The following is a 12,749-nucleotide window of genomic DNA, read 5'->3' as shown; positions in this document are numbered from 1 at the left end:
CATGCGGTTCCCGCCGGCGGCGTCGACGAAGCTGGGCAGCCTGCGCGGCCAGCTGCTGCGCTGGCTGATCGTGCCGCTCGTGATCCTCGTCGCGGCCAATGCCGTGTCGCTGTACCGCGACGCGCTCGACGCCGCCGACATCGCCTACGACCGCTCCCTGCTCGCGTCCACGCGCGCGCTCGCGGAGCGCGTCTCGGTCCGCGACGGCAAGGTCGTGGCGGACGTGCCCTACGTGGCGCTGGACAGCTTCGAGACCGACACCCTCGGGCGCATCTACTACCGCGTGGGCGGGCTGCATGGCGAGACGGTATCCGGCTACGACGACCTGCCGCCCGTCCCGAAGGACACGCCCCGCTCGGAACTGTATCCGGCCCTCGTGCGTTTCTACCACGCCGACTACAACGGCGAGCCGGTGCGCATCGCCGCCCTGCTGCAGCCCGTGTACGACGATTCCATGCGCGGCATCGCCCTGATCCAGGTGGGCGAGACGCTGGACGCGCGGCGCGCGCTGTCGCGGCGCATCCTGCTCAACACCCTGCTGCGCCAGGCGCTGCTCGTGCTGGCCGTGGCGACGCTCGTGTGGTTCGCCGTGCGCCTCGTGCTGCAGCCGCTGATGCGGCTGAAACAGGTCGTGGAGACGCGCGCGATTTCCGACCTGTCCGACGTCGACGAAGCCCTCGTGCACCGCGAAGTGCGGCCGCTGGTCGCCGCCATGAACGGGACGATGGCGCGCATGCAGAACCTGATCGCGAGCCAGCGCCGCTTCATCGCCGACGCTTCGCACCAGCTGCGCACGCCGCTGACGGTGCTCAAGACACAGGCCGAGCTGGCGCTGCGCGAAAACGATCCGGCCGCGATGCAGGCCATCGTGCGCTCGATCGCGGCGACGACCGATTCGACCGTGCACCTCGCGAACCGCCTGCTGACGCTCGCCCGCATCGAGCACGGCGGCGCGAACGCGGCGCTCGCGCCGGTGGCGCTGTCCGAGGTGGCGCGCCAGGTCGGACTGGAACTGGCGCTGCCGGCCGTCCAGAAAGGCATCGACCTCGCGCTGGAAGCGGAAGACGACGGCGCCACCACCATCGACGGCCAGGCGCTGCTGCTGCACGAACTGGCGAGCAACCTGGTCGACAACGCGATCCGCTACACGCCGCCGGGCGGCACGGTGCTGCTGCGCGTGCGGCGGCTGATCGGCGTCGTGGTGCTCGACGTGCAGGACAGCGGGCCAGGACTCGATCCGGCCGAATACGACAAGGTGTTCATGCCCTTCTACCGGGCGCAGGCGACGCTGGAGAGCAATCCGGGCGGCACGGGGCTGGGCCTCGCCATCGTGCGCGACATCGCCACGGTGCATGGGGCCACGCTGGAGCTGGCCAGGGCCGAAAGCGGGCGCGGATTGAAAGTCAGCGTCACGTTCCCGGCGCGGTAATGCATGCGATCGTGGGCCCGGGGTGCCCACCCTACGGCAACACGGACATCGTAGGGTGGGCGCCCTGCGCCCACGCGTAACGTCACATTGCCGTCATCGGTAATCATCTGGCGTAAGCCCGTACTTCTGCATCTTGTAGTACAGCGTCTGCTTGGGCACCCCGAGCGCCGCGGCGACGTCCACGACGCTCCCCGCCGCCCGGCGCAATTCCTGTTCGATGACGGCGCGCTCGAACGCGCCCACCTGGTCCGCGAGCGGCACCGCCGCCGCCGTGCGCGCGGCCAGCAGGCCGTCCGCGCCACTGGACAGGCCCAGCACGAAGCGCTCCGCGATGTTGCGCAGCTCGCGCACATTGCCGGGCCAGTCGTGCGCCATCAGCGATTGCATCAGCGGCCCAGGCACCGTGGGCGCGGCGCGCTTGTAGCGGGCCGCCGCGCCCAGCATGAAGTGTTCGAACAACAATGGGATGTCCTCGCGCCGCTCGCGCAGCGGCGGCAGGTTCAGCACGATCAGGTTCAGGCGGTAGTACAGGTCGCTGCGGAATTTCTGCTGGTCGGACCATTCCTTCAGGTCGACCTTCGACGCCGCGATCACGCGCACGTCCACCGGCACCGGGTGGTTGGAGCCGAGCCGCTCGACGTAGCGCTCCTGCAGCACGCGCAGCATCTTGACCTGCAGCGACAGCGGCAGGCTCTCGATCTCGTCGAGGAACAGCGAGCCCTTGTCGGCGTGCTCGATCTTGCCGACCTGGCGCTTGGTCGCGCCCGTGAACGCGCCCGGTTCGTGGCCGAACACTTCGCTTTCGAAGATGTTTTCCGGGATCGCGCCGCAATTCAGGGCGACGAAGTGATGCGCGCGGCGGCGGCTGAACTGGTGCAGGCAGCGCGCCACCATCTCCTTGCCGGTGCCCGTCTCGCCGTAGATCAGCACGTCGGCCGATTCGTCGGCCAGGTCCAGGATCAGGCGGCGCAGGTTGCGCATCGGGGCCGAATCGCCCAGCAGCATCGCCTCGATGCCCTCGCCGTTCGCGATGCGGTGGCGCAGCGTCTCGACTTCCAGGATCAGGCGCCGCGTCTCCAGCGCGCGCTGCACGGCCTCGACCAGTTGCTCCGACGAATACGGCTTGGGGATGAAATCGTAGGCGCCGCCGCGCATCGCGCCGACGGCCATCGAGATGTCGCCGTGGCCCGTCACGAGGATCACCGGCAGCTGCGCGTCGATGGCCTTGACGGCGGCCATCAGCTCGATGCCGCCCATGCCGGGCAGGCGCACGTCGCTGACGACGACGCCGGCGAAACCGGGTCTTATCTGCGCCAGCGCCGGCTCGGCGGCGTCGAACGCCTCGACCTGGAAGCCGGCGAGATCGAGCGCTTGCGCGCTGCCCGCGCGGACGATGGCGTCGTCTTCGACGAGCAGCACTTTCATGGATTCGTATGTAGACATGGTAGCTATCCTACTCCGCCCGGGGCAGATCGATGATGAACCGGGCACCGCCCTCGGGGGGCGACTCGGCCCGCAGCCGGCCGCCGGACTCGCGTACGATCTGCTCGGAGATCGCGAGCCCGAGGCCCAGCCCTTTGCCCTGCGGCTTGGTGGTAAAGAAGGGTTCGAACAGGTGCGCGCGGACATCCTCCGGGATGCCGGGACCGCTGTCGGTCACGGCGATCAGGACGCGCGCGCCCTCGCGCCCCGCTTCGACGACGAGCTGGCGCGAGACACTCCCCGCCATCTCCATCGCGTCGAGCGCGTTGCTGAACAGGTTGACGAGGACTTGCTGCAGCCGGTTGCTGTCGCACAGCGCGTACAGGTCGCGCGGATGGGTCGCCATGCGGAATCCTACACGTTCCTGCGCGATGCGGCGCTCGACGAGGAACAGCGCCGCGGTGACGGCATCCGCCACCGGCACGGCGCTCGGCCGCGTGTCGGACTTGCGCGCGAACTGGCGCAGCTGCCCGGTCAGTTGGCCCATCCGCTCGACCAGTTGCGAGATGGTCGCGAGGTTCGCGGAGGCGTCGGCGTGGCGGCCGCGCTCGATCAGCACGCGGGCATTGTCCGCCATCGTGCGCAGCGCCGTCAGCGGCTGGTTCAGTTCATGCGTGATGCCGGCGGAGAGCTGCCCGAGCACGGCCATCTTGCCCGCCTGGACCAATTCGCTCTGCGCCTTGCGCAACTGCTCTTCGGCCTGGCGGCGCACGGCGTTCTCGTCGCGCAGCTCGCGCGTGATCTGCTCCAGGCTCGCGGTGCGGTCGGCCACCAGGTTTTCCAGCTGGTCGTAGGCGCGCTGCAGATCCTCGCGCGCCCGCTGGCGCTGCCGGCCCAGGCGATGGCGCTGGCGCGCATACAGCACGAGCATGACCGCCAGCGCTTCCGACAGCACCGTCAGCAGCGCCGCCGCGCGGGCGCTGGCGCGGGCCGGCGCGAGGTCGGACAGGTACACCATCTGCCAGTTGCGCGTCACCAGCCCGCGCGACTGGCTCAGCATGGGCCCCGTGGCCGGCGGCGGCCCGGTGACGATGCGCGCGCGGGCGTCGAGCGCGCGCACTTCGCGCAGGCCCAACGGCGTGAGCGCATGCGAGAAATACTGGCGCGACTGTTCCAGTTCCTGCCTTGCCGCCGGCGTCAGCGGCGCGAGCGTCCGGTATTTCCATTCGGGCACCGAACTCAGGAACACGACGCCATGCGGATCGGTGAGCAAGGCCTTGCCGCCGGCCTCCGCCCAACTCGCCTCCAGGCTCTCGATGTTGACCTTGACGGTCGCCACGCCCAGCATGCGGCCCTCGTGATAAATGCCGCGGGCAAAGTAATAGCCGGGCTCGCCGCGGGTCGTGCCGACCCCGTAGAAACCGCCCGGCATGCCCCGCAGGGCCTCGCGTATGTAAGGCCGGAACGCGATGTAGTCACCGACGTAGCTGTCGGGCGCGCGCCAGTTGCTGGCCGCCTGCGTCACGCCCTTCAGGTTGACGATGTAGATGCTGGTCGATCCGGCCAGCCGATTGACGCGCTCCAGGTAGATGTTCACGTCCCGGCGCAGCGCCTCGTCGCCCGGCTGGCGCAGCAGCGCGATGACGTCCTTGTTCAATTCGAACGTGCCGGGCAGGAAATCGTACTTGGACAGCAGGTGTTCGAGGCCTGCCGCGTACGTGTCCAGCCGCTGCGCGCCGGACAGCCGCAGCCGGTCGATCGCGGCATCCTCGGCATAACGGTACGCCACGGCGGCCAGCGCCGCGCACACCAGCAGCAACATGAGCGACAGCCCCAGCCGCCGCGGCCAGCGGCCGGTCTGCTGCGGGTTGACGGTGGATGCGGCTGCGGGCATGGCGGTCCTGGAATGTTTACGTTGTGCGATTAAAACACATGACGCACGCCCAGGTTGATGCCCGTGGTGCCGGTACCGGCGTTCGTGGCGTCGCCGACCGTGTACGCGGCGCCGTTGCGGTTGACGATATGGCCATACGCCGCGTACAGGTCGGTGCGGCGCGACAGGCTGTACTCGTAGCCGATCGCGCCCTGGCGCGCGTGGGCGTCGCGGCCTGAATCGTCGCGGTGGACGATCACCGAGGCCAGCACCCTGCCCGCGGCGCCGGCCCGCACGGCCACGCCCAGCAGCGCGTCGCGGCTGGCATGCCCCAGGACGTTGCGGTTGCGCGCGAAGGCCGCGTGCGCCGTCACGGTGCCGAAGCGGTAGCGGCCCACCACCATCGTGTTGCGGTCGTGCGCGGCGCCCGTCGCATCGTTTTGCCGGTGATGCGTCAGCGCCAGCGTCAGCGGACCCGCTTCGTACGTGGCCGACGCGTCGAAGGTGCGGTTCTTCGCGGCGTCGCCGGCCACCTCGCCCGCGCCGACCAGCACATCGGCGGACAAGCCGTTCCACTTCGGCGACTGGTACTCGACCGAGTTGTCGACCCGGCCGAGTCCGGGGAGGATGTTCTGTGCATTGCCCGCGAGGCCAGTGCAGAACGGGTCGACGATGTCGCGCATGACCTTGTAGTACGGCGCGTACTGGCGGCCCAGGCTGATCGTGCCGGCCGCGCCGGACAGGCCCACGTACGCCTGGCGGCCGAACAGCAGCCCGCCCTGCGCGGCCTTGCCGGTGTCGATGTTGTAGCCGTTTTCCACGACGAAGACGGCGCTCAGGCCGTCGCCGAGATCTTCCTTGCCCTTGAAGCCCAGCCGCGAGCCGGACGCCACGCCGCTGCCGATGTTCTGCGACGAACCGGCGGCGCCGCCGCGGTCCAGCACGATGCCGGCGTCGGCGACGCCGTAGACTTTAACGAACGATTGCGCCTGCGCGCAGGTGGCAAGCATGGCGAGCGCGCACGCGCCGGCGCCAGCGATATGACGATATTTCAATGAAGTCTCCGTTGATTTGATTTGTTATGTGGTCAGCCGACTTGCGCGACGACGGGTGCGACCTGTTGCGGTTTTTCTTCCAGCGCGCCTTCCCAGTTGGCGACGACGGCCGTGGCGACGGCGTTGCCGACGGCATTGGTGGCCGAGCGGCCCATGTCGAGGAACTGGTCGATGCCCATCAGGAGCAGCAGGCCCGCTTCGGGAATGTGGAACTGGTTCAGCGTGGCGGCGATGACGACCAGCGACGCGCGCGGCACGCCGGCCATGCCCTTGGAGGTCAGCATCAGCAGCAGCAGCATGGTGATCTGCGTGCCCAGCGACAGGTCGATGCCGTACGCCTGCGTGATGAACAGCACGGCGAAGGTGCAGTACATCATCGAGCCGTCCAGGTTGAACGAATACCCCATCGGCAGCACGAAGCTGGAGATCTTGCGCTGCACGCCGAACTGGTCGAGCGCCAGCAGCAGCTTGGGATACGCGGCTTCCGAGCTGGCGGTGGAAAACGCGAGCAGGAACGGTTCGCGGATCAGCGCCAGCAGGTGCAGCACGCGCTTGCCGATGAACAGCGAGCCGCCCAGGATCAGCAGCATCCACAGCGTCAGGAGACCGAGGTAGAAGCCGCCCATGAACTTCGCGAACGTGAGGAGGATGCCCAGGCCGTTGGTGGTGATGATGGAGGCCATCGCCGCGAACACGGCCAGCGGCGCCATGTTCATGATCACGCCTGTAATGCGCAGCATCACCTGCGCCAGCTGGTCGATCACGGCGGTGAGGCCGGCGGCCGACTGGCCCAGCGCGCCCAGCGCGGCGCCGAAGAACAGCGCGAACACGAGCACCTGCAGGATCTCGTTGTTGGCCATCGCCTCGATCGGCGACTTCGGCACCAGGTGGGCGACAAAGTCCTTCAAGGTGAACGCGGTGGTCTTCAGGCCCGTGGCCGCGTCGACCGGCGGCAGCGGCAGGTTCAGGTGCGCGCCCAGCTGCATCACGTTCGACAGCAACATGCCCAGGCTCAGCGAGACCAGCGACGCGATCACGAACCAGGCCATGGCCTTCATGCCGATGCGGCCCGCGGCGCGGCCGTCGCCCATGTGCGCGATGCCGACCGTCAGCGTCGAGAACACGAGCAGCGAGATGATCATCTTGATCAACCGGAGGAACACGTCGGTGACGATGGAAATGTGGGCGGCGATGTCGGCGCTGATCGTCTTGTCGGCGACGGTTTCATGCAGGCCGTAGCCGACCGCGGCGCCCAGCACCATCGCGATCAGGATGTACAGGGTCAGGGGACGCTTCTTTTTCACTTTGATCTCCAAGAATCGCGGCGTTTCTTGGCGCCGCGTGTTGTCGTGACCCGGCGGGAACCGGGTGCGACCACAACAGCAAGCCGCATGCCAGAGAGATCTTTGAAATATTTACGTGGTAAACGCCTGATTACAAATGTGTTTTATTTTGGAAACTGAAGTTTGCGAGCCCGGAGCGTCCAACTTTCGGGACGCGCTCGGCGGGGGCTGTATGAATAATTGGAAAGGCTCCGCAAGGCCCTGTATGCCGGGCCGGGAATGGCCTTACAATGCCGCGATATTCAACAGCGCAGGACGCGGCATGGAAACCAAATGGCTGGAAGATTTCATTTCACTGGTCGAGACCAAGAACTTCAGCCGCTCCGCGCAGCTGCGGCACGTGACGCAGCCCGCGTTCTCGCGCCGCATCCGCTCGTTGGAAAACTGGCTCGGCACGGACCTGATCGACCGCACCACGTTCCCCACCCGCGTCACGCCGGCCGGCATGATCTTCTACGAACAGGCGCTGGAAATGCTCGGGCAGATCAACGGCGTGCGCGAGATGTTGCGCAACAACCGCGTCACGGCGACGAAGACGATCGACCTGGCCGTCCCGCACACCCTGTCGCTCACGTTCGTGCCGAAGTGGCTCGCCGCCCTGGAACGCGACTTCGCGTCGATCAACAGCCGCCTCATCGCCCTCAACGTCCATGACGCGGTGCTGCAGCTCGTCGAGGGCGGGTGCGACCTGCTGCTGTGCTACCACCATCCGCGCCAGCCGGTGCAGGTCGATCCGGGCCGCTACGACATGCTGCTGATGGGCCGCGAAGCGTTGTGCGCGTACGCTCGCTGCGGCGCGGACGGTCACCCGGAATACCGCCTGCCCGGCCGCAAGGACGCGCCGCTGCCGTTCCTCTCCTACACGACGAACGCCTACCTCGGACGGATGGTGGACCTGATCCTCGCCGACGCGAAGCCCGGCCTGCACTTCGACAAACGCTACGAGACCGACATGGCGGAAGGCCTCAAGATGATGGCGCTCGATGGCCATGGCATCGCGTTCCTGCCCGAATCGGCGGTCACGCGCGAGGTCGCGCAGGGGCAGCTGGCGCGGGCCAGCGAGCCGGGTCAGTGGGAGATCGAGATGGAGATCCGGCTGTATCGCGAACGGCCGTCCGATGCGCGGCCGGGCAAGCAGATCGTCGCGGATCTGTGGGAGTACCTCGTCGCGGAGCAGTCTGCGATTTATCCGAATATCGAGTAAAATCGCTTTATCCGATATTCAGATATATTGACTTTATCTGATAATCAGATAAACTCGATTATCTGAATATCGGATATTGCCTATGTCCCTCGCGCCCGACTACCACACGCTCTCTACGGCATCCCACCTCGGCCAGCTCCTCAAGGCCACGCGCAAACGGCATAAAATCACGCAGGCTGAGCTGGCTGGCTATGTCGGGGTCAGCCAGAACCGTATCTCGCACCTCGAGAATCACCCCGAGGAGCTCAGCGTCAAGCAGCTGCTCAGCTGGTGCTCGGCACTAAAGCTGGAGCTCAAACTCGGCGAGAGGGATACGTCGGCGGCCAGCAACTCGGCGGAGTGGTAATCATGGGACGTCGCTCGCACAGCCAAACCCTCAATCTCTGGGCCAACGGAGAATATGTCGGCCGCTGGACGGTCAATGCTGCCGGAAACTCGGAGCTGCAGTACGATGCCGGCTGGTGCGCCTCCCCGCGCGGCCGCCCTGTCTCGCTGTCGCTACCCTTCAACCTGCACAATGAGCCGCTGAAGGGAGCCCGGGTCTCCCACTACTTCGACGGCCTGCTGCCCGACAGCGAATGGCGTGCTGGCTGCGGCACACGCGCTGGAAGCGATGCCGCCAAGTTAAGAACGCCTGAGAAACCCTGTCCTTATAATCAGATCGACAAGGGCGCACACTGAGCCATTCCAAACGTCTGCAAACGGTCGAGGCTGTGTAAAAACGCAGGCCCGACGTGACGTCTGCGGCGCCCAGCCTTCCAAAACGCTCGCTACGGCGTTTTCATGAGGTCGGGAATGGTAAAGCGACCCCTGAAAACATCATGATTTTACGTTTTTACACAGCCTGAGCCAAGAGCGGCCATTACCTCTTCGAGATAGACTCCGCGTCGGCAGCAAAAATGACGTCTTATTGTCTTAACCCCTTTTAATCACCATCAGATAGGAAACAAATGGAAGACACTTCGCCGCTGGCGGTCGTTCAGGCCCAACTCGACGCCTTCAACGCAAAGGATGTTGACGCTCTGATGCGTACTTACGCGTCGGATGCCGAGCAATTCGCATTACATGGCGAACGTCTGGCAAAAGGGCATGACGAACTTCGGCCGCGATATTTGGCGCGGTTCAAAGAGCCTGATCTGTTCGCACGACTGCTGTCGCGCACGGTGATTGGCAATATCGTGACCGACCTTGAACTCATCTCGCGCAATTTTCCTGAAGGACTAGGCACGCTCGAGATGCTGTGCATCTACGAAGTCGTCAATGGGCGCATCCAGCGTGCCTCCTTCGCGTCCGGGGCAATTACGCTCCTCCCGCCCAAGACCGCTTAGGGTCGATTCCGGCCAAGTCGTGACTGTCCGTGATTTTTTCTGGTCGGCGAACTGCTATGCTGGACTGAACGGCCGCGTTCGGCCCAGTTGCGGACACTCAAGATCCAACTACATATCCTTTATCCTGCATCGCGCCGCCTTATTGAGTTGCCTTCACCCAGTTCATCTCACGAAGCGCCTGGAGAAGTTCTGGACGCATGACAAACTGGAAGTGCTTATCAGCGTCGGGATCGGCGCCGATGCCCGTCGAGATCGTGGTCCACCAGGCCGGCTCGCCATTCCGATGTTTTTCGGTGGGCGTAAAGCTCAGGATTTCGGCCAGGTTGCGCGCCAGCTTGCCGTAATTGAGATTCGCCGAACTGTGGTTGGGGTAACCGGCCACATCAGCCAACTCCGTTGCCGTCATGGCGGCACAAGGCGCCTTACCCTGCGCGCATAACATGATGAGCCAGGCCGGCGGGATGCCGCGGCCCCGATCACGGTATGTGAGCAGCGCGTGCTTGAACTGGTCGACAGATGCAATTGGGTGTTCAGCAATTAGGAAAGTCATCGTATGTTGCCTTTATCTTTGTGGTGGCTGGCCTGTATTCATGCTTGTCGGCCGCAAGGCCGGCCTGATTGACGTAGAAATCGATATCCGAGTGGGCCGGGTCACGGTATTGGCCGTTCGACTCCGAGTCGTCGATGAGCTGAGCCACGGCCGCGACGATCGTGTCATTGATGGGAAGTGCCATGGCCGTCTCCGTTTTTTTCGTCCACAAATTCGCCCTCCGAAGCACCCGCATGGTTGACGATATAGCTCGCCCGCTCATACAGTTCGTCGAACGTGATAATTTCCGGCCAGGACGTATTGCGGCGGTAAAGCTCGAAGGACCGATACTGCTCCTCGTTTATGCCGTTCGCACCCATGAATTCGTCTAAGCTGCCGATTACCAAGAAAGACCTGGGCTGTATATTGAACGCCGCCTCGCCAGTGGGCGCCCCGAACTCGTCGCGTCCCGAGTATTTCTCGCCGATGTTTTTGACTGCGGCGTGAACCGTCCCTTGAGCTTGGGCGACGGCTCCGACCAGTTCAGGCGAGGGCGCCTGTCAGCAGCGGTTGTAAACTGATACAGGCAGCGATTGAAAACTGATACACCGATTTGAGAAGATGGCCGCTTTGCGGAGCGGCCTTGAAACCCAAAGAGGTGTACGTGGAAGTCAAGCTACTGAAGAAGCATGGGTTGAGCCTTCGGCAGATTGCCGCTGAAGTCGGCTGCGCAGTGAACACGGTGCGCCGGCATCTGGCTCTGGAGGCCGTGCCGAAGTACGAGCGCAAGGTCAAGCGCCAGACGAAGCTGGCGCAATTCGAGCGGTATCTGAGGGATCGGCAGCAGGCCGCCCAGCCCGATACGATTCCAGCCACGGTGCTGTACCGTGAGATCGCAGCGCGCGGCTACGAAGGCGGCATGAGCCAGCTGCGCGCCTTCATGCGCACGCTGCGCCCGACGCCGCCGGTAGATCCGGTGGTGCGTTTCGAGACGGCGATGGGCGAGCAGCTGCAGGTGGACTGGGTCGAGTTCCGCAAGGGCAGCGCGCCGCTGTATGCATTTTGCGCCACGCTCGGCTTTAGCCGGGCCAGCTATGTGGAGTTCGTCAGCAACATGAAGGTGGAAACCCTGATCGCTTGCCACGAGCGCGCTTTCGCTGCCTTCGGTGGCGTGACGCGGCGGGTCCTGTACGACAACATGAAGACGGTGGTACTGGAGCGCGACGCTTACGGCGAAGGCGAGCACCGCTTCCATGCCGGCTTCCTGGACTATGCCAGGCATAGCGGCTTTGTGATCAAGCTGTGCCAGCCGTACCGTGCCAAGACCAAGGGCAAGGTCGAACGCTTCAACGGTTATCTGCGCCGTTCGTTCTACGTGCCGCTGGTGAGCCGGCTGGCGCAGAGCGGCCAGAAGCTTGATGTCGTAACGGCCAACGTGGAAGTGGCTCACTGGTTGCAAGAAGTGGCCAATGCACGCATCCACGGCACCACCGGGGAGCCGCCAGCCGCGGCGTTGAAGCGGGAGTCGGAGCACCTGCAGCCACTGCCAGCACCGTGGCGGGCAGACATTGCGGCAGCCCGGCCGCAACCGGCAGTAACGGCGCCTGCGGCACCACGGCCGGCGGCAGTGGTGGAGCGGATCGCGCAACCTTCTCCGGTACAGCATCCGCTGCAGGTCTACGACGCGCTGCTGATGCGGGTATCGGAAGGAGTGGTGGCATGAATCTGCAGCATGAGCGGATCGCGGCGCTGTGCGAGAGCCTGAACCTGCCGTTCGTGGCGCAGGGCTACAGCGCCGCAACCCAGAAGGCAGCCAAGCAGGGAACGGCCTACAGCGACTTCCTGGAAGGCTTGCTGAGGGAGGAAGTAGCTGGACGCAATGTGCGCAAGCAAAGCACGCTGACCCGGCTGGCCGGATTCCCGGCAGTGAAGACGCTGGATGAGTTCAACTACGACTTTGCCAAGGGCGTCAAACGCAGCCAGGTCGAGGAGTTGGCCGGCCTGGGCTTCGTCGAACGGCATGAAAACGTGGTACTGGTCGGCCCCAGCGGCGTGGGCAAGACGCACTTGGCAATGGCCCTCGGTTACAAGGCCACGCAGGCCGGCATCAAGACGCGCTTCACGACGGCAGCCGACCTGTTGCTGGCGTTGACGACGGCGCACACGCAGAACAATCTGAAGGCGGTGATGCACCGCGCGATCAAGGCATATCGGCTCCTGATCATCGACGAGATCGGCTACTTGCCGATGAACCGGGAACAGGCCAATTTGTTCTTCCAGGTGATCGCGGCCATGTACGAGCGCAGCAGCCTGGTCGTGACCAGCAACCTGCCGTTCGGGCAATGGGACACGACCTTCGCGCAGGACACGACGCTGACTGCGGCCCTGCTCGACCGGTTGCTGCACCATGCGCATATCGTGCCGATTGCAGGGGAAAGCTATCGCTTGAAACACCAGCGACAGGCCGGAATGATGAGGGGGAACGACGTTGCAGAACTGGGCTGAACACGGACGGTGTTCGGCGACGGCGGTGTATCAGTTTTAAATCGCTGGCATGACGAAATCT

Annotated in this window: 13 protein-coding genes and 1 pseudogene; 7 read left to right on the top strand and 7 right to left on the bottom strand. The window is 65.0% G+C overall.

Going from position 1 to position 12,749, the window contains the following annotated elements; translation table 11 throughout:
• Nucleotide 1: 1 nt before the first annotated feature.
• On the top strand, nucleotides 2–1,429 hold the full coding sequence (locus ACEN98_RS09900; RefSeq protein WP_413383899.1) for a sensor histidine kinase: 1,428 nt from the start codon (nucleotides 2–4) through the stop codon (nucleotides 1,427–1,429).
• A 93-nt stretch (nucleotides 1,430–1,522) separates the two neighbouring features.
• On the opposite strand, the gene ACEN98_RS09895 is transcribed toward ACEN98_RS09900, so the two are convergent.
• The 4 genes from ACEN98_RS09895 to ACEN98_RS09880 are packed head-to-tail and all read right to left on the bottom strand — an operon-like array spanning nucleotide 1,523 to nucleotide 7,083.
• On the bottom strand, nucleotides 1,523–2,872 hold the full coding sequence (locus tag ACEN98_RS09895; RefSeq protein WP_413383897.1) for a sigma-54-dependent transcriptional regulator: 1,350 nt from the start codon (nucleotides 2,870–2,872) through the stop codon (nucleotides 1,523–1,525).
• Between the two features lie 10 nt (nucleotides 2,873–2,882).
• Nucleotides 2,883–4,745, bottom strand: coding sequence for a sensor histidine kinase (locus ACEN98_RS09890; protein ID WP_413383895.1), 1,863 nt, complete (start codon nucleotides 4,743–4,745; stop codon nucleotides 2,883–2,885).
• A 29-nt stretch (nucleotides 4,746–4,774) separates the two neighbouring features.
• Nucleotides 4,775–5,779 (bottom strand): porin, encoded by a 1,005-nt coding sequence (locus ACEN98_RS09885; protein WP_413383893.1) that lies wholly within the window; start codon nucleotides 5,777–5,779, stop codon nucleotides 4,775–4,777.
• A gap of 32 nt (nucleotides 5,780–5,811) precedes the next feature.
• Nucleotides 5,812–7,083 carry a dicarboxylate/amino acid:cation symporter gene (locus ACEN98_RS09880; RefSeq protein WP_413383891.1) on the bottom strand — a complete coding sequence of 424 codons (1,272 nt, stop codon included), beginning with the start codon at nucleotides 7,081–7,083 and terminating at the stop codon, nucleotides 5,812–5,814.
• A gap of 301 nt (nucleotides 7,084–7,384) precedes the next feature.
• Here ACEN98_RS09880 and ACEN98_RS09875 point away from each other — a divergent pair, with 301 nt between their 5' ends.
• The 4 genes from ACEN98_RS09875 to ACEN98_RS09860 all read left to right on the top strand — a co-directional run bounded on the left by ACEN98_RS09875 (nucleotide 7,385) and on the right by ACEN98_RS09860 (nucleotide 9,654).
• Nucleotides 7,385–8,326: a LysR substrate-binding domain-containing protein gene (locus tag ACEN98_RS09875; protein WP_413342817.1), complete on the top strand. Its 942-nt coding sequence runs from the start codon at nucleotides 7,385–7,387 to the stop codon at nucleotides 8,324–8,326.
• 82 nt (nucleotides 8,327–8,408) lie between these two features.
• Nucleotides 8,409–8,672: a helix-turn-helix domain-containing protein gene (locus ACEN98_RS09870; RefSeq protein WP_413383889.1), complete on the top strand. Its 264-nt coding sequence runs from the start codon at nucleotides 8,409–8,411 to the stop codon at nucleotides 8,670–8,672.
• A 2-nt stretch (nucleotides 8,673–8,674) separates the two neighbouring features.
• Nucleotides 8,675–9,007 (top strand): HipA N-terminal domain-containing protein, encoded by a 333-nt coding sequence (locus ACEN98_RS09865; RefSeq protein WP_413383887.1) that lies wholly within the window; start codon nucleotides 8,675–8,677, stop codon nucleotides 9,005–9,007.
• Between the two features lie 269 nt (nucleotides 9,008–9,276).
• The gene (locus ACEN98_RS09860) at nucleotides 9,277–9,654 is read left to right on the top strand and encodes a nuclear transport factor 2 family protein (RefSeq protein WP_413383885.1); all 378 of its coding nucleotides are present in this window, start codon (nucleotides 9,277–9,279) and stop codon (nucleotides 9,652–9,654) included.
• A 139-nt stretch (nucleotides 9,655–9,793) separates the two neighbouring features.
• Here the strand turns inward: ACEN98_RS09860 and ACEN98_RS09855 are convergent, their stop codons facing one another.
• From ACEN98_RS09855 to ACEN98_RS09845, 3 genes and pseudogenes are all read right to left on the bottom strand, one after another.
• On the bottom strand, nucleotides 9,794–10,204 hold the full coding sequence (locus ACEN98_RS09855; RefSeq protein WP_413383883.1) for a hypothetical protein: 411 nt from the start codon (nucleotides 10,202–10,204) through the stop codon (nucleotides 9,794–9,796).
• Nucleotides 10,185–10,388 (bottom strand): hypothetical protein, encoded by a 204-nt coding sequence (locus ACEN98_RS09850; protein ID WP_413383881.1) that lies wholly within the window; start codon nucleotides 10,386–10,388, stop codon nucleotides 10,185–10,187. Before ACEN98_RS09850 ends, ACEN98_RS09855 begins: the two co-directional genes overlap by 20 nt.
• Nucleotides 10,369–10,728 (bottom strand): annotated as a pseudogene (locus tag ACEN98_RS09845) (Shedu anti-phage system protein SduA domain-containing protein); the annotation flags it as partial. The pseudogene ACEN98_RS09845 and the gene ACEN98_RS09850, both read right to left, overlap by 20 nt.
• Before the next feature lie 119 nt (nucleotides 10,729–10,847).
• Here ACEN98_RS09845 and istA point away from each other — a divergent pair.
• Together istA and istB are read left to right on the top strand one after the other, a co-directional pair.
• A complete protein-coding gene (gene istA / locus ACEN98_RS09840) occupies nucleotides 10,848–11,906 on the top strand; it encodes an IS21 family transposase (RefSeq protein WP_413385955.1) in 1,059 nt (352 codons plus the stop codon).
• Nucleotides 11,903–12,688: an IS21-like element helper ATPase IstB gene (istB, locus tag ACEN98_RS09835; protein WP_413382469.1), complete on the top strand. Its 786-nt coding sequence runs from the start codon at nucleotides 11,903–11,905 to the stop codon at nucleotides 12,686–12,688. Before istA ends, istB begins: the two co-directional genes overlap by 4 nt.
• Nucleotides 12,689–12,749: the final 61 nt, after the last annotated feature.

This window comes from Massilia sp. CT11-137 (genome assembly GCF_047302885.1).
GTDB lineage: Bacteria > Pseudomonadota > Gammaproteobacteria > Burkholderiales > Burkholderiaceae_D > Telluria > Telluria orientalis.
This window is presented reverse-complemented; position numbering and strand designations above follow the sequence as displayed.

What these genes read in the sequence shown, in the direction of transcription:
- ACEN98_RS09860 (WP_413383885.1), top strand. Translation starts at nt 9,277, where the DNA reads ATGGAAGACACTTCGCCGCTGGCGGTCGTTCAGGCCCAACTCGACGCC.
- ACEN98_RS09865 (WP_413383887.1), top strand. Translation starts at nt 8,675, where the DNA reads ATGGGACGTCGCTCGCACAGCCAAACCCTCAATCTCTGGGCCAACGGA.
- ACEN98_RS09895 (WP_413383897.1), bottom strand. Translation starts at nt 2,872, where the DNA reads ATGTCTACATACGAATCCATGAAAGTGCTGCTCGTCGAAGACGACGCC.
- ACEN98_RS09900 (WP_413383899.1), top strand. Translation starts at nt 2, where the DNA reads ATGCGGTTCCCGCCGGCGGCGTCGACGAAGCTGGGCAGCCTGCGCGGC.
- ACEN98_RS09870 (WP_413383889.1), top strand. Translation starts at nt 8,409, where the DNA reads ATGTCCCTCGCGCCCGACTACCACACGCTCTCTACGGCATCCCACCTC.
- ACEN98_RS09855 (WP_413383883.1), bottom strand. Translation starts at nt 10,204, where the DNA reads ATGACTTTCCTAATTGCTGAACACCCAATTGCATCTGTCGACCAGTTC.
- ACEN98_RS09875 (WP_413342817.1), top strand. Translation starts at nt 7,385, where the DNA reads ATGGAAACCAAATGGCTGGAAGATTTCATTTCACTGGTCGAGACCAAG.
- istB (WP_413382469.1), top strand. Translation starts at nt 11,903, where the DNA reads ATGAATCTGCAGCATGAGCGGATCGCGGCGCTGTGCGAGAGCCTGAAC.
- ACEN98_RS09890 (WP_413383895.1), bottom strand. Translation starts at nt 4,745, where the DNA reads ATGCCCGCAGCCGCATCCACCGTCAACCCGCAGCAGACCGGCCGCTGG.
- ACEN98_RS09850 (WP_413383881.1), bottom strand. Translation starts at nt 10,388, where the DNA reads ATGGCACTTCCCATCAATGACACGATCGTCGCGGCCGTGGCTCAGCTC.